Annotated in this window: 31 protein-coding genes and 2 pseudogenes; 25 read left to right on the top strand and 8 right to left on the bottom strand. The window is 34.9% G+C overall.

Features of this window, described 5'->3' with window-relative positions; genetic code table 11:
• Positions 1 to 23: 23 nt before the first annotated feature.
• The gene (locus FGL72_RS03935) at positions 24 to 1,157 is read right to left on the bottom strand and encodes an alpha/beta fold hydrolase (RefSeq protein ID WP_146992766.1); all 1,134 of its coding nucleotides are present in this window, start codon (positions 1,155 to 1,157) and stop codon (positions 24 to 26) included.
• 145 nt (positions 1,158 to 1,302) lie between these two features.
• On the opposite strand from FGL72_RS03935, the gene FGL72_RS03930 reads away from it, so the two are divergent.
• The 24 genes and pseudogenes from FGL72_RS03930 (at position 1,303) to FGL72_RS03815 (ending at position 21,054) form a co-directional block, all read left to right on the top strand.
• Positions 1,303 to 1,848, top strand: a complete 546-nt coding sequence (locus FGL72_RS03930) for a TetR/AcrR family transcriptional regulator (RefSeq protein ID WP_012305158.1) — start codon at positions 1,303 to 1,305, stop codon at positions 1,846 to 1,848.
• A gap of 157 nt (positions 1,849 to 2,005) precedes the next feature.
• Complete coding sequence (locus tag FGL72_RS03925; protein WP_146992764.1) at positions 2,006 to 2,575, top strand: GNAT family N-acetyltransferase; 570 nt, start codon at positions 2,006 to 2,008, stop codon at positions 2,573 to 2,575.
• A gap of 222 nt (positions 2,576 to 2,797) precedes the next feature.
• Positions 2,798 to 2,974, top strand: a pseudogene (locus FGL72_RS03920) (IS30 family transposase); the annotation flags it as partial.
• Between the two features lie 600 nt (positions 2,975 to 3,574).
• Positions 3,575 to 3,808, top strand: a complete 234-nt coding sequence (locus tag FGL72_RS03915) for a helix-turn-helix transcriptional regulator (RefSeq protein ID WP_146992761.1) — start codon at positions 3,575 to 3,577, stop codon at positions 3,806 to 3,808.
• Positions 3,798 to 4,763 carry a replication initiator protein A gene (locus tag FGL72_RS03910; RefSeq protein WP_146992759.1) on the top strand — a complete coding sequence of 322 codons (966 nt, stop codon included), beginning with the start codon at positions 3,798 to 3,800 and terminating at the stop codon, positions 4,761 to 4,763. The genes FGL72_RS03915 and FGL72_RS03910 overlap by 11 nt, the downstream gene beginning before the upstream one ends.
• Before the next feature lie 27 nt (positions 4,764 to 4,790).
• A complete protein-coding gene (locus FGL72_RS03905) occupies positions 4,791 to 5,066 on the top strand; it encodes a hypothetical protein (protein WP_146992757.1) in 276 nt (91 codons plus the stop codon).
• A complete protein-coding gene (locus tag FGL72_RS03900) occupies positions 5,035 to 5,391 on the top strand; it encodes a hypothetical protein (RefSeq protein WP_146992755.1) in 357 nt (118 codons plus the stop codon). The genes FGL72_RS03905 and FGL72_RS03900 overlap by 32 nt, the downstream gene beginning before the upstream one ends.
• Positions 5,381 to 5,815, top strand: coding sequence for a single-stranded DNA-binding protein (locus tag FGL72_RS03895; RefSeq protein WP_146992752.1), 435 nt, complete (start codon positions 5,381 to 5,383; stop codon positions 5,813 to 5,815). The genes FGL72_RS03900 and FGL72_RS03895 overlap by 11 nt, the downstream gene beginning before the upstream one ends.
• A gap of 4 nt (positions 5,816 to 5,819) precedes the next feature.
• The gene (locus FGL72_RS03890) at positions 5,820 to 6,788 is read left to right on the top strand and encodes a hypothetical protein (RefSeq protein WP_146992750.1); all 969 of its coding nucleotides are present in this window, start codon (positions 5,820 to 5,822) and stop codon (positions 6,786 to 6,788) included.
• A 207-nt stretch (positions 6,789 to 6,995) separates the two neighbouring features.
• A complete protein-coding gene (locus tag FGL72_RS03885) occupies positions 6,996 to 7,373 on the top strand; it encodes a hypothetical protein (protein ID WP_146992748.1) in 378 nt (125 codons plus the stop codon).
• A 15-nt stretch (positions 7,374 to 7,388) separates the two neighbouring features.
• Positions 7,389 to 8,174: a DNA/RNA non-specific endonuclease gene (locus FGL72_RS03880; RefSeq protein WP_146992746.1), complete on the top strand. Its 786-nt coding sequence runs from the start codon at positions 7,389 to 7,391 to the stop codon at positions 8,172 to 8,174.
• Positions 8,175 to 8,888 carry a hypothetical protein gene (locus tag FGL72_RS03875; protein WP_146992744.1) on the top strand — a complete coding sequence of 238 codons (714 nt, stop codon included), beginning with the start codon at positions 8,175 to 8,177 and terminating at the stop codon, positions 8,886 to 8,888. It abuts the gene before it with no gap.
• Positions 8,878 to 9,192: a hypothetical protein gene (locus tag FGL72_RS03870; RefSeq protein WP_146992741.1), complete on the top strand. Its 315-nt coding sequence runs from the start codon at positions 8,878 to 8,880 to the stop codon at positions 9,190 to 9,192. Before FGL72_RS03875 ends, FGL72_RS03870 begins: the two co-directional genes overlap by 11 nt.
• Complete coding sequence (mobP2, locus tag FGL72_RS03865; RefSeq protein WP_146992740.1) at positions 9,176 to 10,660, top strand: MobP2 family relaxase; 1,485 nt, start codon at positions 9,176 to 9,178, stop codon at positions 10,658 to 10,660. The genes FGL72_RS03870 and mobP2 overlap by 17 nt, the downstream gene beginning before the upstream one ends.
• A gap of 384 nt (positions 10,661 to 11,044) precedes the next feature.
• Positions 11,045 to 12,064: an SIR2 family protein gene (locus FGL72_RS03860; protein ID WP_146992738.1), complete on the top strand. Its 1,020-nt coding sequence runs from the start codon at positions 11,045 to 11,047 to the stop codon at positions 12,062 to 12,064.
• Positions 12,051 to 13,940, top strand: coding sequence for an ATP-binding protein (locus FGL72_RS03855; RefSeq protein ID WP_186727983.1), 1,890 nt, complete (start codon positions 12,051 to 12,053; stop codon positions 13,938 to 13,940). Before FGL72_RS03860 ends, FGL72_RS03855 begins: the two co-directional genes overlap by 14 nt.
• A 470-nt stretch (positions 13,941 to 14,410) precedes the next feature.
• Positions 14,411 to 15,925 (top strand): hypothetical protein, encoded by a 1,515-nt coding sequence (locus FGL72_RS03850; protein WP_146992734.1) that lies wholly within the window; start codon positions 14,411 to 14,413, stop codon positions 15,923 to 15,925.
• A 76-nt stretch (positions 15,926 to 16,001) separates the two neighbouring features.
• On the top strand, positions 16,002 to 16,439 hold the full coding sequence (locus tag FGL72_RS03845; protein WP_146992732.1) for a hypothetical protein: 438 nt from the start codon (positions 16,002 to 16,004) through the stop codon (positions 16,437 to 16,439).
• Positions 16,440 to 16,673: 234 nt separating this feature from the next.
• Complete coding sequence (locus FGL72_RS03840) at positions 16,674 to 17,762, top strand: FRG domain-containing protein (RefSeq protein WP_146992730.1); 1,089 nt, start codon at positions 16,674 to 16,676, stop codon at positions 17,760 to 17,762.
• A 529-nt stretch (positions 17,763 to 18,291) separates the two neighbouring features.
• Positions 18,292 to 18,369 (top strand): putative holin-like toxin, encoded by a 78-nt coding sequence (locus tag FGL72_RS09710; protein WP_243236589.1) that lies wholly within the window; start codon positions 18,292 to 18,294, stop codon positions 18,367 to 18,369.
• A 222-nt stretch (positions 18,370 to 18,591) separates the two neighbouring features.
• Positions 18,592 to 19,915 (top strand): annotated as a pseudogene (locus FGL72_RS03830) (Y-family DNA polymerase).
• Positions 19,908 to 20,276 (top strand): hypothetical protein, encoded by a 369-nt coding sequence (locus tag FGL72_RS03825; RefSeq protein ID WP_146992728.1) that lies wholly within the window; start codon positions 19,908 to 19,910, stop codon positions 20,274 to 20,276. The pseudogene FGL72_RS03830 and the gene FGL72_RS03825 overlap by 8 nt, the downstream one beginning before the upstream one ends.
• Positions 20,273 to 20,527, top strand: a complete 255-nt coding sequence (locus FGL72_RS03820) for a hypothetical protein (RefSeq protein WP_146992726.1) — start codon at positions 20,273 to 20,275, stop codon at positions 20,525 to 20,527. Before FGL72_RS03825 ends, FGL72_RS03820 begins: the two co-directional genes overlap by 4 nt.
• A 95-nt stretch (positions 20,528 to 20,622) precedes the next feature.
• Positions 20,623 to 21,054: a GNAT family N-acetyltransferase gene (locus tag FGL72_RS03815; protein ID WP_146992723.1), complete on the top strand. Its 432-nt coding sequence runs from the start codon at positions 20,623 to 20,625 to the stop codon at positions 21,052 to 21,054.
• Between the two features lie 34 nt (positions 21,055 to 21,088).
• Here the strand turns inward: FGL72_RS03815 and FGL72_RS03810 are convergent, their stop codons facing one another.
• The 3 genes from FGL72_RS03810 to FGL72_RS03800 are packed head-to-tail and all read right to left on the bottom strand — an operon-like array spanning position 21,089 to position 21,881.
• The gene (locus FGL72_RS03810) at positions 21,089 to 21,334 is read right to left on the bottom strand and encodes a hypothetical protein (RefSeq protein ID WP_146992721.1); all 246 of its coding nucleotides are present in this window, start codon (positions 21,332 to 21,334) and stop codon (positions 21,089 to 21,091) included.
• 12 nt (positions 21,335 to 21,346) lie between these two features.
• Complete coding sequence (locus FGL72_RS03805; protein WP_146992719.1) at positions 21,347 to 21,670, bottom strand: hypothetical protein; 324 nt, start codon at positions 21,668 to 21,670, stop codon at positions 21,347 to 21,349.
• Positions 21,651 to 21,881, bottom strand: a complete 231-nt coding sequence (locus tag FGL72_RS03800) for a hypothetical protein (RefSeq protein ID WP_139968325.1) — start codon at positions 21,879 to 21,881, stop codon at positions 21,651 to 21,653. Before FGL72_RS03800 ends, FGL72_RS03805 begins: the two co-directional genes overlap by 20 nt.
• A 17-nt stretch (positions 21,882 to 21,898) precedes the next feature.
• Between FGL72_RS03800 and FGL72_RS03795 the strand changes: the two genes are divergently transcribed.
• Positions 21,899 to 22,108, top strand: a complete 210-nt coding sequence (locus FGL72_RS03795; RefSeq protein WP_146992717.1) for a hypothetical protein — start codon at positions 21,899 to 21,901, stop codon at positions 22,106 to 22,108.
• Between the two features lie 220 nt (positions 22,109 to 22,328).
• On the opposite strand, the gene FGL72_RS03790 is transcribed toward FGL72_RS03795, so the two are convergent.
• From FGL72_RS03790 to FGL72_RS03775, 4 genes are read right to left on the bottom strand one after another with little or no spacing between them, the layout of a single operon-like run.
• Positions 22,329 to 22,541 carry a hypothetical protein gene (locus tag FGL72_RS03790; RefSeq protein ID WP_146992715.1) on the bottom strand — a complete coding sequence of 71 codons (213 nt, stop codon included), beginning with the start codon at positions 22,539 to 22,541 and terminating at the stop codon, positions 22,329 to 22,331.
• Positions 22,542 to 22,551: 10 nt separating this feature from the next.
• A complete protein-coding gene (locus FGL72_RS03785; protein WP_243130164.1) occupies positions 22,552 to 22,770 on the bottom strand; it encodes a hypothetical protein in 219 nt (72 codons plus the stop codon).
• Positions 22,757 to 23,200, bottom strand: a complete 444-nt coding sequence (locus FGL72_RS03780) for a hypothetical protein (protein ID WP_146992712.1) — start codon at positions 23,198 to 23,200, stop codon at positions 22,757 to 22,759. The genes FGL72_RS03785 and FGL72_RS03780 overlap by 14 nt, the downstream gene beginning before the upstream one ends.
• The gene (locus FGL72_RS03775; RefSeq protein ID WP_243130163.1) at positions 23,200 to 23,505 is read right to left on the bottom strand and encodes a hypothetical protein; all 306 of its coding nucleotides are present in this window, start codon (positions 23,503 to 23,505) and stop codon (positions 23,200 to 23,202) included. Before FGL72_RS03775 ends, FGL72_RS03780 begins: the two co-directional genes overlap by 1 nt.
• Positions 23,506 to 23,694: the final 189 nt, after the last annotated feature.

Raw genomic sequence — 23,694 nt, 5'->3', positions numbered from 1 at the left:
CGTGCTTATATTATGCCGTAGGCCTATTCAGCGTGTGATAATAAGAAAGATTGAATTGCTTGAAGAGCTAAATCATAGCGACCGGCCTGGCAATGTTGTTCACCACCTGTTTCTTTTGTAAATACTTTTGTTTCTAAAGTTTTAGCGTTAGATAACTCTCGCTGCTCTAGAGCAAGATCACTGAAGGGGACGTACTGGTCATCTTCGCCAGCTAATAACAAGACATTTTGATTAACCAAATGACCAATATTTTTTATGGTATGCTTCTCAATTTCTGCGAGCAGAGTATATGGATCATGGGTGCCAGTATTGTCGTATCCTTTTGTGAACAGAAATTTAAGATTATCATTCTGGCTCAGTAGCGGCGAGACTAAGTCATTTAGTGATAATGCTTCTTTCGCAATGATTAGATGGCGTATCTTTTCTCTTATAATTTGATCAAATCCTTTTAAAAAAGTATTGAGGCCATCATAGAAAAAATCAAAACAAACAACGTTCTTAATCCTTTTTTCAAATGCAGCTGCTCTCACTACAAAGTAACCGCCCCAAGAAACGCCCATAGCGTCGACTTCTTTGAGGTTGAAATAGTCGATAACTGCGCTCACTGGCTTTTCAAAATAAGGGGTAAATTTAATATCATTATCAATTAGTGCACGCCCTTGGCCAGGTCCATCAAATAAGATAATGTTATAGTCTGTCCCCTTGAAGAAGTTAACTGCGATTAATAATTCTTCCATAAAACTATCAAATCCATTGATTATCATCAATGTTTTGTTTGCGTTTGGGTTGATAGTGACTTTAATTGCGGGTAAAAATGTTTCTTGGTAAGGTACTTGATAACTCTTGTAATCAATTTCAGTATGTGAACGGTAAAAATTACCCAAATACCGGTGAACTAACAATGATTTATTTTGGTCGTCGGAACTGAGATAAAACTGAGCAAGTCCAAAATAAGCACAAGCAATTGGGAAATCTTCGTTTTTTTCTCGCATAATCGCCAAATTATACCAAGTTTTGTCCCAAGCTTTAGTTTTTTCTAGTTGAGGTATAGCATAAGCGAGATCTTTCTTTACTTTTGGACTTTCTTTTATCTCTTCGAGTTGCCGATTGATTTGTAGGTTCCATTGCGGGTTAGCCTTCATATATTCGTAGAACATGTTTAAACCTCTTTCCTTATTTGATATAGTTATTTTAATAAATAAAAATCTTGTCAACAATTATCAAATAGTCATAGTAATGTCTAGTAATGGACAAATTCTATATACTATGTCCATTATTAGACAGAAAGTAGGAAAAGTATTTATGTCGGATATTAGAATTTTTAAAACCAAACAAAATATTGAGAATGCTTTTGTCAGTTTGCTTAATGAAAAAAGTTGTCAATCAATCACCGTTAACGATATTTGCAAACGCGCATTGACTAGTCGGTCAACATTTTATTTACACTATTTAGATAAGTATGATTTATTGAAACAGTTAGTTGATCAGCAGCTGTCATTATTTTCGGAAATTGTGGAGAAACGTTTCAATGGACTAATTTCTGGTCAATTTGAGGCAACCGTTTTACATTTTTATCAAGAATTGGTTACGAGGCAACCCATTCTGCAAGCGTTATTTCAGATTGATGAACCCGAATATAATTTGAAACAAAAATTCGAAACAATTTTGTATAATCATTGGTTAGCCTATCTCAATGAAACAACAGAGGGACACTATCAAGAATTAGTTGCACAAATTGGCGCTAGTATTGTTTTTGATACGTTAAACTGGTCGTTTGTTAATGGTATTGATTATGAAGCTTTGCATTTTGTTGAAGGCATTCGAAAAAAAGTATTATTAAGGCCATGATTTTTGAAGTATGCCGTTTTGCCTTAGTCAATTGTGTTAAATATGATGATAAAGTCTGTTATGGTATATAAATATGAAAAGAGCAAAATCATATCAAACAAATCGCAATTTGGTAAAAGTGATAAAGAATCTAATTCTATAGAAATGAGAATGTACAATGAAAATATCAGGCACAACTTATCTTGAAACGAACAGATTATTCCTGAGACCACTTAGTGTGGCAGATGCGCCTCAAATGTTTGAGAATTGGGCTTCTGATGCAGATTCAACACATTTTTTAACTTGGGAACCTCATAAGAATTTAGAAGATGTTTGGGATAACATTAAAATTCGAGAGAATAAATATTTGTTAGATAACTTCTATGACTTGGGAATAGTTATAAAAGGTATCAATACGCTCATTGGCACTATAACAGTAGTTCACCAAGATAACCGCATTAAAATGTTTGAAATTGGCTATGTTATAGGAAAAGCATGGTGGGGGAAAGGGTATCTTCCTGAGGCACTAGATTATATAGTTAACTATCTTTTCCACGCAACTGACGTACGACGTATTGAAGCTAAATGTGATATTCGCAATCAACAATCAAAAAAAGTTCTAGAAAAATGTGGCTTTACTTTTGAAGGGATTCTAAGACAGAGAAGTTATAGTAACGCCGGCATGAGTGATTCATGTATTTACTCAATACTAAGAAACGAAAGCATAAAACCATTGTTAGAAAAATAAAACTTTTTAATAGATTATTTAAGCAATAAAAGTACAAGTTATCTTGGCGGCATAGTTTTTTTAAACACGATACAAATCTTAATTTGTATCGTGTTTATTTGAAAAGGTTCAAATAATTATAGCAACCTAAAAAATCAGAGCGTTAAAGATGTAAACTATTGCGTATAAGAACATTTGTTCGTATAATAATAAAGTAAACGTCTTACTAAGGAAAAAGTAATTATGGATGAAGTGGCTTCAAAAATGAATGCGATGCCACTTAGACAAGCACTAGACGGCAAAAGACCTATGGTAGTGTTTGAACAGGAATATAAAGCCATGCAACGTTACCGTAGGGCTTATGAAAAGCGTAAAAAGCGTATGCTTGAAGAACGCCAAAACAACGAAAATAAGCATTAAAAAGCAATAAAATAAATAATGAACTTTAGACACTAGATGTGTCTTTTTTTGTTGTGCTTAAAATATAAATATTTGAAAACGGTATAATCGGTTGAAATATTTGATATAATAGTGAGTAATTAGATTGCTAAAAGCCTTTGTATAGACGTTCCAAAAGCGTGGACGTTCAGTTTACTTTTAAACCAAATCATGATATTCTAGAAAAAGTTGTGCTTTGATTTAAAAATAATCTTCGTTAGTTTTACATACATGTTACCGGTAGTTTACCAAAATATTAAACATGTGGTTTTCAACTTGACATCCGCCCATACCAATTGAAGTGTATAGTGCAAAATCTAACGTAACAGGGGCTTGTTGATACGTTGGCGCACAAGGGATTACACGTTTTTAAAAAAATCCAAAGTCAATAATTTGAAATAAAGTAACGTATTTGTAACATTCGTTATTTTAAAAGCTCATAAGTCCTGTGTGGGCTTATTTTTTTTGCTTAAAAACAGCCTAAATATTAAGAAGTTGTTAAGAAACCGTCTTCATGACGGTTAATTATTGGTAATAAAATCAATGAAAATTGACAACTAAAACAAGGGAGAAAGAAACAAAATGAGACATTCTTTTGGGTCAATTGTAAAAGCCTATCGGGAAAGAAAAAGACTAACACAATTGGAATTAGCTGTGAAATCAAAAGGGGAACTATCAACGGCGACGATTTCAAAAGCTGAAACCGATCCAAGTTATAATCCGAAACTGACAACATTCATCAAATTTTACAAGATTATGGATGTGCCATTTGAAGAAATTGTTGCGACATTAGAGGGGACTGCTAATGATAAATGATCAAGATACACCCAGGAAAATGGAACGGGTTAGTAGAGATCAAGTCGAAACTAATGAACGATTCTATAAAATTCCAAAAGCACTGTTTGAAAATGAATTTTATGCCGAAATGAAACTTGAAACAAAAATGGTTTATGCAATTCTGCGTGATCGTTTCTTGTTGTCCATTAAGAATAATTGGATTGATAAAAATGGTGATGTTTACTTGATTTACAAAAACAGTGACCTGCAAACAATCCTTAGTGTTGGCGAGAAAAAAGTCATTAGTTTGAAAAAAGAACTAGCAGATTTTGGTCTCCTTGAAGAAGAACGACAAGGGTTAAATAAACCAAACAGACTTTACGTTGGCAACATAAATGCTGATATTGAAGTTATCCACAGGGCTAATCCCTTGGGGGACAAGGAACTGTTAAAACGACAGTTCCGGAACTGTCAAAATGACAGGTCAAGAACTGCCAAAATGACAGGTCAAGAACTGTCAAAACGACAGTCAAGTGAGACTGAGAGTAGTGAGACTAATTTGAGTGAAACTGAAACCAATTCTTTTGATGAGGATGAAGTAAATGCTAATTCAAAAAAAGCTCAACAATCATTTATCGCAATCGGCAAAATCATTCAAAACAATCCTGAATTAAGAAATGTAGTCCAAGGCTTGATTCCTGATTTACTTTTGAATGAACCTCAACAAGCAGAAATTGTCGTCCGCGCTCTTGAACGTGGTTATCACTTTTTGATAACCGAACTTGAAAAAGGTAATTCTGTTTTGACTTTGCAAAAGCAATTACAAGGTGAGGTTGCCATAAAACAGTTGCTTTTAAACACTGGGTTCAAACAAGTAGATTACATGCGTGACCATCTGATTGATATCAGCCAATATGGTAAATATTTTGCTAGTGGTTTTGACAATCGTTTGAAAATTGCGATCACAACAAGTCAATCGGTATCAGGCTTTTAACTTTAAATTGGAGAGAGGAGAGATATAATGGCAAACCAATACAACGTATTTATTGCAGTAGACTTTTTCAATGCAGACATACTTTTTGTGGCTAACTCATCAGGTGAACTCAGCCGAAAAGTGATTAAAGCAATTGAAAATCACGAATTAGAAAGTGATGGCGCAGTGAGGTTATACCGTACCTCTTATCAATCATTTAAGGCTATAAAAAAAATCATGGAACGCTATCACTTACCATTTCATGAAGCTGCAAGACCAAAAGGGAGAGATTATGAAAGTCAGACAATTAACGCTGTTGGATGAGCAAAGTTTACATGAACTGCAACAAACTAAATACGTCGTCATTCTCGTTAGGGAATTAAAAAATAATCTCGTTCAACCAACAAAAAAACAAGCCTTTGTCTGCTTAAAACCAAATGAAATGAAAGTCAAAGGTGAGCTGTTTGACGATTGCTTAGGTAATCATTATGTCGGTTGTACAGTCCTGAAAGGCATTCATTATTCTGAAGCTGGTAACCAAATCCCCGTGTTTAAACTACCAAATAATATCCAAGACTATTTAACTAACCAATTAACCCCGATTATTAGTTTACTGGATCAAAAAAGGAGAAATTATTATGCAAATTAATCACCACGTAGGACGTTTAGTTCGTGAAGTTAACTTCACTGTAAGAGGTGAAAATAAAACCAAGATTGCCTACTTTAAATTAGCCATTAATGATTTAAAAGATGGCAAAGCAACTTACATTGATTATGTTGCTTTTAACAAAACAGCAGAATTGATTCATGATTATGTGACTGATGTTGGTCAAGTAGTTGAGGTTGAATTTGTGATGCGCAATCACAACTACACCGATAAAAATACTGGTCAAAAAATTTATGCGATGCAAAATCAAGTGACACAATTCCGCATCTATAAATCTAATCAGTCATCAAAAACTCTTGTTGTTCAAACACAGCTTGCTGACAGTAAAAATAGCGAAGTGACAGATAAGGATTTGCCACCATATCCTGACTTTAACAGCAATGCATATGAGTATGTAGAGGGGTAGGACAATGACTGCAATAATCACATTAGCTGATAAATTTAGAAATATCTTTCAAAGATTTAGTCGCTTCGGTACTTGGTTTTTGGAACATCAGCGGCGCAATTTAATTGCAATATTTGGTCTGTTTATCCTGATCGCTTTTAGTACAACCGTGATGGTTAACATTACACCTCGACCTTCAAATTTGCCAAGTACGGAGTTAAACACACCAGTTTCATTTGGCTCTTTGAACAAAACCGCTAGTCTAACAAAAAGTGTTTTTAATAAAAATAATGGTGTTTTGGAACTGCATTATACAATTTCTGACGGAGCTGTTTCTGATCAAGATTTGGTTGATATTAGCAAAATTAAATTCACTGCTATGACCGATCATGGTGGCAATCAAGTTACTGGGCGTGTCGTGCCAACTTCAAATAATACACTTGTGGTCCAATTTAAAAACTTGAGTCATAACTTCAATGCTGTAACACTAACAGCTCATGATAAAAGCATAAATACTGCCACAGTCGAAGCGCCAAGTAGTGTTAGTGCTGAAAGCTCAAGTACGAAGAAAACGGCAACAGATACAAATACGGCAAGTGGCAAATTCATCATCAATCGTGACAAAGTATCTAAATCAAATACGCTAACATTTGCCAGCCAAAAGGAACTTGAAGTTATCGAAAGTGGAGCTAAAATAGCGGCACAACAAAAACTGATTTCCAAGAATACGAACGCGATTGTTGAATATCAAAAAGCCATTGATCAACAACAATCTTCCATCAAAAAGTACCAAAAAATACTCGCCCAGTCTGATGACTCAGATATACAAACTAGCATTGATAATGCACGTGATGCCATTACACAAATACGAACACAAATCAGTGATGCACAAAAAAATATTCAACGTGCTAAGACAAATATTAGTCAATATCAAAAGACTAAAAAGCAGGTTCAGGAAGGCAAATCATTGCTGCCAAAACCAACCGATTTGTAATTCTAAATAGTTCAAAGATTTCCCTATTGGGCTATTTTTTTTCAATCAAATAAAGGTTTAAAAAGGGTTAAACGAGGGTTTAAAAAAGGTTTAACTTTAGAAATTGCTTACCGCCACTGGAATGCCCGCACGGCGGGGCTAAGGTACTGCGTACCGCCATTCCCCCTTAACCTGTTCCCAGTTATCAAAATATATTTAGGAGTTTTCATGGATACAGTTAGAAAAGATATACGTGGATTGAATCCAGACGTATTAGACGTAATCGAAAAACGTGCCAAACAGGAGGGCGTTACATCAAATGACTTGTTGAGGGAATTGATAACTAACTATGCGCGTCAGATTGAAGAAGATAGCGCAGCAAAAATATTGCATACTTATCTCGACGATTTAATCATGGCTAACAATAACGTTGTGCACGGATTAAATGACAATACCATTGCGATAGGCGAAATGTTTAAAACAATTCTAGCGCGACTTGATATGTATTTTCCAGACTTGAATGATGAGGTAGAACGAATTCAAAAAAACGCTCGCCCTCAGGAAAAAAAATTGCCAAAGTCGATTGACTTTGATGAGTTTGAATAAGCAGAAGAGGTTCAAATGAAAAATTATAAACGTGGTCGATTTGCAAGAGGAATTCTATTTAGCATTGTCATATTGATAGGTATTGTGTATTTAAACCGTGTGTCGATTTTGCAAAGAATTGTAGCACTAGGTTCGCAATCACAACTGATTAACATTGATAAACAAAGTAGCTCTCCAACACAAAACGATGAACTTGTTGATTTGAAATATACTGGTCAAACAGTTGTTGAAGTCAATCATAACCAACCAACATTTACACAAGATGATTTACAAATTAAACAGGGTGGCTGGCAAAAACTTTCGTCATTAGATTGGTTAGGCAGACCACAAGTTGCTAATGCCTTATTGAATCAAAAGTTGATGCCTCCATCTCAAAGGTACAAAGCGCGTGAACGGTTAACAATTAAAACACCGGGCTATCACGCCATTAAAACGGGAACGAATAATACAGACTGGTTATACAACCGTAGTCATCTAATTGGGTATCAATTTACTGGTTTAAACAACGAAGCAAAAAATCTAATTACAGGCACGCGACAATTGAACGCGGACAGTCGGGTTAATGCTAAAAGTATGGTGACTTATGAAACTGAAATTGCTGATTACTTGCATCAGTCAAAAAATAATTATGTGCGTTATCAAGTCAAACCAATTTACAAAAATGTTGAGTTAGTACCCCGTGGTGTTCACATGATGGCACAGTCAAATGACAATACTTTGAAATTTAATGTCTATGTTTTTAACGTTCAAGATGGCTGGACAATCAACTACTTAAACGGTAATGCTGAAAGGAGCGAATAAATGAAAGATGCAATAGAATTCAAAACAAGTCAAATGAAGGCGCTCATCAAAAGAAGAAATGTTTTGAATAAAAAATATGATACAACGCTACCCGAATATATTCCTTTAGAGGTTAAATCAGAACTAGAGTTTATTGAAAATTTGTTAAATGAATTTGACATCAATCAATTAATTTTTGATGAAAGACCAACAATGATTGGAATTAAAAATTCACGAGATGAAGAATGGTATTTTCAACAAATGAAGCATTGGATAGAAAGACACCCAAATGCTCTTAATGCGAAGTTAAGTCGAAGTAGTGTTTATAAGTTTGCTTTGCATTTCTTCGTAGAAAATATTGCGCTTAATGCCAACAATGCACGTCTTAATTATTCAGAACTAGCCCAGAAGGTAAATGATGCCAACTCCACAAAAAGTGATTCAAAATTGACTGCGCAATTGGCAAATGTAGAGAATTTATTAGGATTTCTTTTAACCATGCAGCAACGTCAACTTGAATACATTCCAGAAGGCATTAATTTAGAAAATGGTTTTGTTAAATATGCCATCAACCCAATTAATCCAACCGAGTTCCAACAATTTGGTACACCAACAGAACTCAATCCAAACAATGAATTGGCACAATCTTATGAAGAATATAAAAAAATTCGGAGTCGCGATAAGCAGCTGATCAAAAAATATCACCAAACAGGAGGACAACTCGATGACGACTAAAAAGCATAATAAAAGAAAAGCACAATTGACAAAGTATTTAGCACAACTTGATGAATTTAATTGGCATCATCCGACGCAAGTTAGTGAGATGGCTGACAGTCAACATGAACGCGATAATCGTACGTACTATTTGGCTCAGATAAGTTTAATTCTGTTTAATAACTATCAACAGTCCTACATGCAAATTGCTCAAATGCTGAACATGTCTTCCAGAACAGCCCGCCGTTTGACAATTGATTATGAACAAGATTTTGATAGTTTAGAAGAGATTATGGAGGAATTGCAAAATGGCGAAGACTGGTGAAATTGCTGCATTTGCCCTGGGTGAAAAAAAGACGGCAATGGTCAATTTACCAGCGCAGTTTGTCACGTCTAGTACAGCAGATATGAAGGGACAAAAATACTCAGATTTAGTTGACTATGCTAATAATTCGGAAAAGACAAACGATCTTAATAATGAGTCCATGACCGATTTAATTGACTTAAAGGAACAATTTAGTAAGCCTGGCTATGCTAACCGCAATTCTGCGGTAACAGAAACGCATCCAATATTTGGTAGCGATAAACTAAATTATGATAATCACGATATTTCTGTATTGAGAAAAGACTTGGATGAGGCTCAAAAAAATGGCAATAATATCCATGAACTCGCTTTCTCAATCAGAGGTGATTGGTTAGTTAAAAACAATCTCTATGATCCCGAAACCCGTATGATAGACCAAAATAAGTTGAAGCATGCAGAACAAGAGGTTGCTAAGACGCTAATTAACAAAGGATTTAATTTACCTTTGGGAGAAGATGAAAATGACGTTGTTTGGTTTGGTGTGATTCATCAGGATACTGACCACCTAAACATGCATCTGTGGTTTGCTAAAAAAAGCCAAGAAACGCGGCCTGAGATGATCAAGCAAGAAGGTAAATATAAAGGGCAGCCAATAGGTGTTATACCTTTAGAACTGATTGAACAAGCCAAGCGACAGTTTAGAAAACAATTAATGTCATCACAGGAACTAAGACGGCATCAGGAAATATTGAAAGGTGTTGGTGGCTTTAAAAAAGAAATTGTTGAGGCAGCGCCTGACAACCTATTAAATGATCGTCATGCTAAAGCCATCAAACAAATTTATGATGCTTTACCTCAAGACATGAAAGGGCGGTGGCAGGTTGGTAACGCTCATTTAACAGCTGGCAAAGGCAAGATGGCAAAAGCAAATCAATTAACCGATCAACTATTAGATGATTTGTTTGCCAAAGAGCTTAAACCTGAATATGAAGGCTTTAAGTCGTTGGCACAAGAATATGATGTCATTAATATTGAAGACCAGGGTGTGTTGCATAAGGGACAACGTAAATGGTCTGAAAACAAGGAAGATGAATTAAGAAAACGCTTAGCGAATCAACTATATAAACATTTAGCACAAATTGAAGACACCTCACTGAATGATATTGACCAACAAATGTCTGAATTGCTAAGCCATGTTAAAAAACGTGACAAAGGCGGTAACGTAGATAGAACTAAAATTGCATCTAGCCCTGAGGAAAAAAAATTGGCCTCCAAGCCGTTGATCATCAATGTAAACCCAAATACAACAAAGCATATAGGTGATCAGATGCCATTGCGGGGTGGTTCATTCAATAAAATTAGTCGCTTGTGGCGGCAGGACATTCGCGCTGAAACAAACGCAGAACGTCAGTTCTTAAGAAATCAAAAGAAAGTTGAACAAGAAAAGTCTCAAGAAGAATATGAGTCATCAATATCTAGAAGAATGTAAAACCAAATTTTTTTGTCCAAGTTATGTATTGCAAATCCATAGTTGAGTCTTTTAATGAGCAATAAATAGCAATAAATCAATTCATTGCCTTTTGAGCATGAGGAAGCTTTTTTATTTTTCTGATAACAATCCAATGAATGATTTGATATAATTCTTTCTGATTATTTTTATTTTTCGTTACTTGGCTATAAAACGGAGTATATATAAATTTAAGGCTTTGTGATTGTTACATTATAATTCGAATATAGAATCTGTAGAAATCAGAAAATATCTAAAAACTGTATCTATTGATATGAAAATTACATTTTTAATATTACTATTTGGGAATTGAAAGGCTCTAAACTATAGTATAATAATGGTAATTTATCTTACTTGGAGGTTTCTATGTCTGAAGAATATCAAAATAAAAAAAATGATGAAATAGTAAAAAAAATCAGAAAATTGGCAATTACAAAACAATTAAATTTTTTAATTGGTTCTGGAACTTCTTATCCTGCTATTCCTTTAATGGGAATGATTGAGGAGAAAGATAATGAACAAAGAAATAGGATTTTAGCCCAGAAAGTCAAAACAGTAAGCGAGCAAATATTGAAAGATATTTCAGAAATTGAGAATCCCATATCAATTACCTTGGATAATTATGCAGAATTCTTGTCAAAAATATTAGATATTCTCAATCTTTCAAATTCTAGACAAACACCTCGTACAACTAATCTTTTTACAACAAACTACGATTTATTTATTGAGAAGGCTGCTGACCAAGTCCTGCATGCTTACCGATTTGTGTTTAACGATGGTGCTAGTGGTTATTTTGAAAGAAAACTTGATAGTTCAAACTACAATAGAACAGTATCATATAAGGGCCTGAATGATAATTATACAAACGAGATCCCCTCAGTAACTTTAATTAAACCTCATGGCTCTATGAACTGGGAAAAAAAGGAAGATTCAGTGTTGATAAGAAGCACCATCGTTGATGACCCAGTTATTGTTAAGCCTACAGGATATGAAGAACAAGAAACTTTCTACAATAATCATTTTCATGAAATGTTAAGGGTTTTTCAATTAGAACTAGATAAGCCGCAGTCAGTTTTATTCGTAATTGGCTTTTCATTTCAAGATAATCATATTTCAAAAATGATTAAACGAGCGATTCAAAATCCAGAATTAATGATTTTTGCTTTTGGTTTTGCTGACGGAGATAGAGATATATATTTAAATAATTTAGGGTTTTCTGATGATCGAAGCAATTTCATTATTTTAACTCCTAAAGATTTCAGTGATGATTATAGAACTAAAAACATTGGTACTGATGGTGAAAACTGGTACAGTTTTACTTTGCCAAATTTAACAAGCATCCTACGAGGGGCAAGTTTGGAGGATCTAAGTGATGGAAAGTCCTAAGAAAAAGCTTGGAGTGATTACTGCAGTTGATGGTGATATATCACAAGTTGGAATGTATAGTATGTCAAATGATGCCGAGTTCATTTGGTATGGGAAAATATTGACAGGTCCTAAAATTGGAGCATTCCTCACCATTAATCAAAATGACATTAAAATAATTGCAACTGTTTCAAACGAAAAAGTGATTGATCAACAGAACTCAATCAAAAGTACCGAATTTGATAACCGTTATTCTAAAAACTCCATAAATAGAATTATTTCTTTGAAAACTAAAGGTGTCATTGAAGCAGGAAAATTCCAGGTAACAAGTCAATATGTATCTATGATTGGTAATGAAGTCTCACTGACCACTATGGATGAATTAAAAATTATTTATGGGGTTGAATCTGACGATCCAACAATTAAAATCGGTGAATCAATTTTGGAAGGTCAACCCATTCAATTATCAATAAATAAATTTTTTGCTTCTCATATAGGTATATTTGGGAATACAGGAAGTGGAAAATCTAATACACTCCATAAACTTTACTTGGAACTATTTAGGTCTGATTTTTACGATCAAATAGTACAAAAATCTCAATTTTTTGTAATTGACTTTAATGGTGAGTATTCATCGCCAGTCATTGACAGTGTTACACAAAATGGCATATTCGGAATTAGTAACGATAACAAAGAAATATTTGAAATAAATACACAAAGTTTAAATTCTGGTAGAAAGCTACCTGTAAAAAGCAAGTATCTTTTTGACGCCGATATTCTATCAATCCTTTTTGATGCTCGACCAGCAACACAGGTGCCTTTTTTGAGAAGCAGTATGGAAAAGTTCAACGAAATATCCACATCTGATGATTTTGATTTTGGAAGCTATGTGACGGGGACCCTTAAAAAAATTTTGACTTCAGGACTTTCAGTAAATCAAGATAGTTTGCAAGATTGGATAGATACTGCCAAAAAATATTACAATGACAATAGCTCCTATTCTGAGATAAATAAGATCGAACAGAGAAATAATGGTGCTTTCCTTATATCTGGCCCAAACGAAATTTGGTTTAATAGTGGTTCTGAAGATGGAATTTCACTAGAAAAACTTGAAAAAAGTAAAATTATGTTGATTTCTGAAAGATTAAATGATTACTTTCATAATGTTCAAACTACGCCAATACGAAAGTTGCAAATATTTTTAGACTTTCAGAGAGTTCATCGTACAGCGTGGGGTAAAGTTACACGTGAGCATTTGAATCCTCTATTTAATCGAATTAACACCTCTTTAAAAAGTCTAGAGAAAGTTATTGAGGTAAAAGATGATGCTATTAAAGATTTTAAAATGATGAATATTATCTCACTGGTTCATGCAAATCAAGAAATTACCCGACTAATTCCTATGTTGCTATCCAAAATGATTTACGATGAACAAAAGGCATTGGTTTCCGGTAAAAAAGTCTGCCAAACAAAGCACTTAATTATTGATGAAGCGCACAACATTTTGAATTCTGAATTTAGAAACAATGGTGATGATTGGCAGGATTACCGTTTATCAATTTTTGAAGAAATAATTAAGGAGGGTCGAAAATTTGGATTTTACCTAACCTTATCAAGTCAAAGACCAGCGGATATTTCGACCACGATTCTTTCACAAACTCATAATTATCTGATTCATCGTTTGGTTAATGAAAAAGATTTGAGAATGCTTGAAAATACTATGCCTACGCTGGATAATAGCTCATATAAGATGATTCCTAGTCTTGGACAAGGAGAAGCAATTATTACAGGAAGTGCTATGCAGGTTCCTGTGTTCGTAAGAATCGATAAAGAAGAAGTATTACATCCAGCTAGTGATGACATTAAACTTACTGATTTATGGAGTATTTATAAATAAGAGACTAGGGGGCGTTCATTAACCGATAAAATTTCAAAAAAATACTCTCGTATTGGAGCGTTGCCGACGAAATTTTGCTGAGCCTAGACTTGGTAATATCAGGATTAATACAACAGAGAAAACTAAAATATCTTTCAACGATAATCAAGAAATAAAAAATGATACTCGCTCAAAATCTTATGCTCATTATTAAAGGTAAGTTTATTAAAGTTTTAAGTGATTAAATATTTACTTAGCCGCAGGTGAACAATTTAAGAAACACGCAATTTTTGCGAATTGAGGGACCAAGTTGGGTCATAACTTTAATGACAGAGCGTTCCCGAAGATGATAAACTAGAAGACGTAACTTTTAAACCATTCATATTTGGTTTTATTCAATTACTATTAAAGCCTATGTTAGTCTTTTGTGCAGTGTGTTCGGTTTAACTTTACAATCAGCCAGATATATAAAATTTCAGAATGGGATAAAAATGATATTTCAGAAAACAATAATCACTTTATATTTTGAATCGTTAAAAATTATTTGCTCAGCGTTACAGTATTTCAACGGTTTGTTATTAGTGATTCTCTCATCAGTTAATCAAGATGGCATCATTGCATTAGTTTCTGGTCTGCTTGCTCTTCTTTTACCACTCGTTATTTTTCTTATGGACAAAAACATCTCACAAATTTTAAAATGGGACAAAATGGTAATACTCCAAAATGTTATTAACCCTGCAAAATTTCTTATTATGATTGGGTGCCTACTTCTACCACTGCTATGGTGGAAAGATTCGCCACCGAATGAATTAAACAATTATTTAGCTGCAATTGTTATAATTGGATTAGTACTCTATACGTTCATGCTAATTCGTATTTATAAGTGGATTTCAAATTGGAATGATAAAGATCCTAATGGATACCAAGTGAAAATGAGAACAAAATTTCTTACAGATTTTAAGAATAATCGACAATTTCTTTCCAGTTGGGAAGAAATATTCAGTATGGAGGATGTAAGTAATGCTGCATTTCCTGATAAATTAATTTTTGTTAAGTCTTTTTTTAAATTATTAGAGGAGAATGAACTAAATTCAGATACTAAATTTTTTTTGTTACGTTCTTTCAACTTTCAATTAAATTCTCTTAAATTGGATAATTATGAGGCTGCCAATTTTTTCTATGATCATTTTATAGCTTATTATTTCAACAAAATTCAAGAAAAAGAAAATAAAAGGTTGAAAGTCACTGCTGATGTTACTATGAACTTGACCATAAACCGAATAAAAAAAGATCCAACGGAAGAAATGCAATTTTTTCATTGTATGAAAAATGCATTTGACAATAATGAACCAGAAGAAATTAAACGATTTATTAACCTATATGGAGAAAAACTGATAGTGTTAGATACTGACACTCAAGCAACTTTTTCCTATTGGGAATGGTTTCCACGAGAATGGTTAATTCATTCTGTTGCAGATTTAGATGTACCGTATAAAAAGGAGTGGTTTGTCAAATTAAATAACATTCTTTTGAATGAAATAATTAGTTCAGACCAAATAGATTATCAAAATATCTCAAAAAAAAGTATTTCGTTACAAAATACATTAGAACATATGCTACCTGATATTGATTTAATAGCATACGCCGATTTATTTTATCTATTCACTTTTTATCTGACGAGTGTTAAAAAAGAAGAACCCATCAATTATTTGAATAAATGGATAACTTCACCTAGAAGTTTCGGCTGGGCTAGTGGTGTCCATATAATAACTGGGTCGATAGACGACAATTTCACGATAGATGACAATCAGACTAATGAAGCATTTAAATTAATCAAGAAAATATTCAATTTGGCAAATGATAAAACTGTCGTTTGCGACATCATCAAAAATTTAAAGAAGTTGAAATACTCTGATAAAGAGAATATAAATACGCACTTTAATAAAGAAAGATTTAATCTGGAAAGAGACATTCGAATTCGACGACTTGAAAAGTTTAATCAGTAGACCAATCAAAGTTGACATAATACATGTCTATGTACAGTAATGCAGAGACAGGCTTTCAAAAGCCTGTTTTTTGTTTGTGAAATTTCAAAATTCACAAGCTAATTTAATTGAGCATTTTTCTATTTCACAAGTAGTTGCTCTTATACTAAAAAAATGGTCTATTTTTAATTTAAGAGCAAATCAAGTCGAAGATAATAGTCTGAATACCATTGACCAGCAACTTGAAAGAATTAAGCAGAACATGGTTACCAATGAAAAGTTAAAAACTGGCCTCAAGGAAAATTCTAAACCTTCAAAGACCTCTTCTAATACACAAATCAATAAGGATCGTGAGAAAGAGCAAACACCTCATTTTCCTAAAGATCCGCGTACCATGAACAGAATTAGTCGGTTGTGGCGACAAGATGCCAGAGCAGAAATGACAGCGCAGCTTCGCTTTATGCAAAATCGAAAAAATATCGAACGTGAACAAAAAATTCAAGAATTAGAAAGCGAACAGCACAGAACTATTTAAACAGTTAAAACTTGTTGTCATCCTGGGCAGGACTCTGTTGTAATCTTAAAGTATTACTTTTAAAAAGGCTATTGAAACTAAACTCATGGCAGACTGCGAGAATCATCCAAACACCTTGCACACGCTTCTTCGACTAGGATATTTTGTGATAAGGAAAATTCAATATTTACCTTTTTTTTGCTATAATTAGAGGAAGTTTATTGAAAGTGAGCTTGGTGATTGGAGGACTGATATATGATGGACATAACATCATTGCAAGATTATATATCACTACTAGATGAAAAATTTAATGGTCAGTATTTCTTTCGTGGTGAATCAACTGATTTTGGAGATACAAAGAATATGGCCAGTGGCTACCGGTGGATAAGAGACAATAACAGACGTTTTTTAGATTTAATCCATATGCGACATGAATATTTTCGTGAAGTAGGTGCACATATAAATGCGCAGGAGAAGTCAAACTTCATAGCCTACGCTCAACATCATGGGTTGCCAACAGAATTACTCGACATCACGGCAAACCCTCTTGTAGCACTTTATTTCGCGGTGTCAAAAAATCCTGATGAAAATGGCTTTGTCTATTTGTTTGATAACAACCTTTACTCATTAAAGGAGCGTGATAAAAGCCAATTTATCCTTGATTTATATAATCCCAATTTAGCGAGACTTGATCATTTGCCCGTGGAGCAACAATTCCATAAATTTTTTTGGACGGACGAAATTGATGAAGGTATGATTCAAAAATCCCTATTCGAAGAAGTCAATAGTTTTGTCTATCGTATTTTTCAAAAATCAAAAATACTGAATTTGCACGCTGAAAACAAACTTCAATTGGAAAAACTTACTAAGAGTGACAAGCTCAAAGCAACATTATATTCATCCAATTTTCAAAAGCGCTCTGAGTTAAGAAAAACAGCTTTAGCTAGAGAAACACCAATAGACCCAATTTTGTTGATGCGTATTGATATAAGTGAGACGTTTGACTTAATTGACGTCACAAATGGCAAATACTTCCCACCACTTAAATACTTGTTAATCCAACCGTCTATCGTATTTGATCGCATGAAAAATCAGCAGGGTGCATTCATCTACCAATTGAACACGTCGCATGGTAGTGCTTCAAAAGGATACATGCAGCCAATCATTGCTGCTGACACGCTGTCTATTCCGAGTGAGCATAAGCAGAAAATATTGAGGCAACTTGATAACGTAGGAGTTAATCAAATGTTTATCTATTCTGACGATGACAACATTGCAGGATATTATAAGCAAAATTATAATCGTTCGATACAGCAGGAACTTTATCCGTTCCACCGTTCCTGACATAGTTTTAAACAATAAGATTGGCAATGTGGACACTGAACATTTTCATTTTTGGAGGACTAATTTGTTGATTAACAATTTTTCGTACACAATAAGGTAGTTTATGAGTTGCAGAAACCTCCAACGAAAAAATTAAGCTGTAATCATCACGAAAAGTTTGTCAACCTAAATTGGAATCTTCGGTCAATTATTGTATTTCACACTAAACTCAGCTATACCAATTTAGGTTGACATAATTGTCACTATCATAAGTAACGCTATATCAACGTTTCAAAGGTGTCAAAAATAAGGTTTCCAAAAAAACTTTCACAAAGTCTTTGGAAGCCTTATTTTATTACTCATTTTTGAAAATTTCACAAGCGTTTAAGCTTTAGACCAATTGCCAAATTTAGGTGTGATATACTAGTTACAGCAAACAAGTTAAGATGGTGGCTATCCCGAGTGGAGGTGGTGCTTATGGTGTTAAAACTGTAAACCCAGATTCTAGGAAAGGAGATGCCTAGTGTCCGTTTCGGATACTTTACAGCTAATGATTGGTTTTGGGACATTTGTCTTGATGCTGGTTGGATTAGTTGTTGAGCTGATAAAAAACAGCAATAAAAAATGACCATCTTGCTTTAGCCTGCGGATGATCATTTAGTGATTATTTTACGTTAGCCACCGTCTAAAACGGGTTTGCTAGGAGTCGTAGTTAGCGCTACGGCTCTTTTCTATGTCTTTATTATAGCATAGCTTTTGCGTTTGTCACAAATTTAATGTTTTGTTCGCTTGCTTAAACGAACGCTTGTTCGTATAATGAATTATACACAATTGTTTTTGGAGGTTGCTGATGGAAAACGCAATCACAAATGAATATGATTATAGCAAAGAAAAGCGTGGCGTGTTCTTTTTAATTGATTCAAAAAGTTTCTACGCCAGTGTTGAAAATGTTGAGCGAGGCTTTAATCCATTAAAGGGCGATTTAGTCGTGATGTCTGAACAAGCAAACACGAATGGTGGCTTAGTCCTAGCGGCGTCGCCAACAGCTAAAAAAGACCTAGGCATTAGTAATGTGATGCGCCAGCGTGATTTACCTGATGTACATGGCTTGTTGATCGCACACCCTAGGATGAATAATTATATTGCTGAAAACCTAAAAATCAATAATATTTATCGTCAATACACCGATGATATTAACTTGCTGCCGTACTCGATTGATGAGTCTATTTTAGATGTAACCCACTCTTGGCGGTTGTTTGGTAAAACTCCTGAGGAAGTCGCTTTTAAAATTCAAAAGCAAGTTAGAGCGGAAACGGGTGTCTATTTAACAGTTGGTATTGGTGACACGCCTGTGCTCGCAAAAATAGCCTTAGACATTGAAGCAAAACACACTAAAAACCTGACGGGTATTTGGCACTATGAGGATGTGCCGACAAAATTGTGGCCAATTACAAAACTGGATGATGTCTGGAGTATTGGTTCCCGCACAGCACATAAACTTGAAGTGATGGGTATCCATTCAATGTACGATTTGGCGCATCAGGACCCTTATCAATTTAGAGCAAAGATGGGATTAGTTGGTGAGCAATTGTTTGCCTTATCTTGGGGCATTGATCGTACTGTTATGACTGAGGTGGTTGTTCCTAAAAGCAAATCATACAGTAATTCTCAGGTATTACCGCGTGATTATAAACGAAAAGAAGAGATTGAGATTGTTGTTCGTGAAATGGCTGATCAAGTGGCTACCAGGATTAGAGCACACAAGAAACAAACCTGTTTGGTTAGCTTGTTCATCGGGTATTCTTTTGCCGAAAGTGAACGCCAGGGAAGTCATGGTTTTAGAAAACAACAAAGAATTGATCCCACCAATGATACCCGCAAACTAATGGCAATTATGGTCGATTTGTTTGAAAAGCATTGGCATGGTGAAGTGATTCGTAATATTGGGATTGATTATGGCGGCTTAATTGATGACACTGGCGTGCAGCTTGACCTCTTTGAGCAACCAGAAAAATTAATTAAATCCAACAAGATTGATCAAGTTGTTGATGAAATTCGAAAACGGTTTGGCACCACAGCCCTGATGCGGGCAATGTCCAAAGAAAAAAGGCGGTACGGCGATTAACCGTGCCAGCCTGGTTGGTGGTCACAACGGAGGTAACAGCTATGAGTGATGCAGAATTTAGTAAGATGATTAACAATTACTTTCAAAACGATTATCGCGAGCGTGGCAAGGTGAAGTGGAATGGCTATTTCCTGTCGGACCATACCTCAGCTTTAAAGCGTGAAGCACAGAACAAAAATGCAGTACCTGTTAAATTACCAATGATGTCCTTAACGGCTTGTCAAAATATCTTGCGTCATGCCTCAGCGAATTATGAATTTGTGACTGTACAACAAAATATTGAGGACACGGAAGGCAATTTAGTGCCTAACGCAACTGGTTTGGTCGATGGTTTTTCTGATTTAGGGGTGTATATTAATGAGTCCTATATTGCATTTGAAAATATTAGAGCGGTGGTGAAAGAAGAATGAATCAAATTGATGCAGTTATTGTTGATATTAAAAAGATGTTTGCTAAGCAACCTAACACAATCTATGAGGTGAGGGTGGTTGATCAAATATACTCAAAGAAGGTTAACATTTTCTTTGAATACTATAAAATTGGCAAAGCAACACACACACAACAAATAGCTCGCTTAGATAGTGAGTACAGAGAACAGATACCTGAAATCATTGCTAAAATACGCAAAGAAACGGGCTTAACAGTTAATACTAACATTTAAAGAAATTATGATTAATTAGTATTATTTCCTAGTTTTAGATACTTGACTCCTCTCCTATTTTTTATTAAACTTGTTTTAGGAAAAAGGGGGCTACAATGATTACAAAATTAAACAGTTTTTCAGACAGGGATTTAGAACAATTGGCACAGATTTGGTTGAATGGCAATTTACAAGCACATTCATTTATTCCCGCTCAGTATTGGAAAAATCAATTTGTGAACATTAAAAAAATGTTGCCTGAAGCAAATATTTTTGTGTATAGGAATAATGAAACAATTGTCGGTTTTTTAGGCGAATTAGATGGTTACATAGCTGGATTATTTGTTGACATGAACTACAGAAACCAAGGTGTTGGTAGCCAATTAATTAATTACCTAAAACAAATAAACGACAAATTAACACTTTCAGTCTATGTAGATAATATTAATGCCGTTAATTTTTATGAGAATAAAGATTTTATCATAGACAGTGTAGGTATGGATACTGAGACTGATTCAAAAGAGTATCATATGATTTGGGAAAAATAAAAGGTAAAGACTTTTTTTATAAAATCTTTGCTTTTTATTTTGCAATAAATAATGCTAATGTAAGTGACAGAATGAGAATAATTAGCACTAGCATCGCTAAGACATTTTTGATGCCAAAAGCAATAGCCAGACTTATCAGAATAATAAGTGGTAAATAAAAGTACCAATATGAAATTAAGTGACCAACAAATAGAATACTCAAATACAGGATGGTGCCAATGATGTGGCCGAACAGCCAAAATAGAAACATTGCTAATAAACATAAACAAAAAATTAACATGATTTTATCCTCCTATTCGGATAGTTTTGTAAGACAAAGTGAAAAAAGCTCCTTTGTCACTGAGGGATAATTCAATAGATTCTTAATACCAAAATGCGTTTGCGTATAAGCGCAGACCAGATAACCAAAATACCAGTCATGGCCTGATTCACTCAGACCATCTGGGTGGTCAACAAAAAGACGTTGCAGTCGCTTTAAAATACGCGGACCAAAAATAGCATCGTCAAAGATTGCTTGTGCTAAACCTGGATAGATATATTGGCCATTGCTTTCTAAAATGACTAATCCGTTAACATCAGTAGTGGTAGACAATGATTTAGTTGTGAGTTTTGACATGAGTTTTCTCCTTATGGGACAGGTGACCAGTATCAATCCAGCTACGCGTCGCTTTATAAGCGGACTGCTTGAAAGCCAAGCAAGCTAAGACATAAAAGCCAGCCAGGGTGAGCAAGACATACAGCATCGTGCCATTGATGACCATTAATAAAATATCCACACTGATAATTGTTGCGGCAATAGTAGTGATAACTTTGGTAATTCGATTCATAGTAGTTCTCCTTGATTATGTACGCACCAGGCAGAAACCATTTCCTGTCGGCCCTGCCTGTGATTGGTGTGTTATTTCGTTTTGACGAAGAACATGGGGACACAAGCAGCGCAGAATACAAGGGTGAGCGTAGCGAATTTACGAAGCCCTTGTATTCTGGGCTAGTGCTTGTTGCTGTGGTATCATCACCACAGCTTACAAGTCACTGGTTGTGGCACAATGTTTGACTCAAAGCGAAGTGGCACCCAAGAGTTTGGCAGGAATAGCGTAGCGTGTTTGATCCCGCTTGCGGGTCTGGGGAACACGGCAAAAAATTTTTACCGCTCATCATCTTCACGTGCAATCATAATCACACCGACTAGGTAATATAAAATATAGACCAGCATGGCAATTAGCATGAGAAGTTTAAAAACGAATACACCCATAAGCACACACTCCTATCTGTGATTAAAATTCCTCGTAGTCCGTTGTCTCTTGTTTGTACTCCGCACTGATTTCACGTAAATCATCTGCTCCTAAAATCACTTTTTCTCCAAAATAGTGACGTTTACCCATTTCAACAGCTTGTGTCAGTTTCTGTTCATCAGTGATTGTATCAGGGACATTAACTGCCACTGTTTTAACCAATGTTTCCATATATTTAACGTTGACGATTGCCATATTATTCTCCTTAAATTGTGGTTCTTAGGGTAACGTGTTTACCCTCAGCCAATTCTTCCATGATAAATGCGCTTAATCGCAGTGCTTCATCATCTGATAAATCTATTTCACCCGAGTCATTGCTAGTGGCCGCACTGACGTGAATTTCACTCCCGCCCATAGGGAATTCATCAGACCATGAAAAGTAACGTATGGCTATATTTTCCATCACTTCATCATTCATTGTCATTAGTCTCCTGTTGGTTTTGCGTGTAATAGGTGAGTCCGTTTTCTTCAACTTGATTGAACATTTGGATAAAGTCCTTATCAAGGATATTTTTCTTTTTGTTCAATTCAAATTGTGACCAAGTAAATTCAATTGCTTGATATTGACTAGGGGTAATACTGCTAGGCTTTACTTTGGTATCAAGGCAGAGCATAGCTTGGTAAAACAACTTTGGGCTTTCTTTTTGCAAAGCTTGCAAAGTGTTGAAAATGGTATTAACTAATGAAACACTAACGCTAGCTTCAACCATTTCTTCAAAGCCTTTACTTAATTGCGCTTTATAGTGACTAGTTGGCACTTTGGTCTCATTAAACAAATAAGTCATGTTTGTTATTTCTTGTGCCATTTTGGCAATTGGTAATTTACTAAAATCATCATAGAATTGCTTTGTCATTATTTTTTCTCCAGTTCATCAACATTGACTAATTTAATATTGTTACCGTATTGGGTGGCTAAAAAGGCAAATGTGTCTTTCAAAATATATTCTGTAGAACGATTAGCGCCATAGATTTGTAAATAAATTGGGTAGCCATGCGTGAGAACAACTTGCTTATCAGTTGAGGCATAACGCAGAGTATGACCGCTGTTGCGAATGAGTTGATAATAAACTTCCATAAGAAATAAACCTTTCAAAAACTTTTTCCTGTTGGCAATCGCTCCAATTGAGCTGGTTGCGTCGTGACGGGTAACAATTGGCATGATAACCAAAGAAACACAAGGATTGCGCAGCAACTTGCCACGTCCTTGTGTTTCTTTGTAGAGACTGTTTGGCGCTTGCGCCTTACAGACTCTTTATCATGCGATTGTGAAAACGGCACAGAGCAAACAGAACAATTTGGTGCGATGCGAACGGAAGTGAGCCTTTTGAACCCCCAATTAACTTTACTG

This window comes from Leuconostoc citreum, assembly GCF_007954785.1.
Classification (GTDB): Bacteria; Bacillota; Bacilli; order Lactobacillales; family Lactobacillaceae; genus Leuconostoc; species Leuconostoc citreum.
This window is presented reverse-complemented; position numbering and strand designations above follow the sequence as displayed.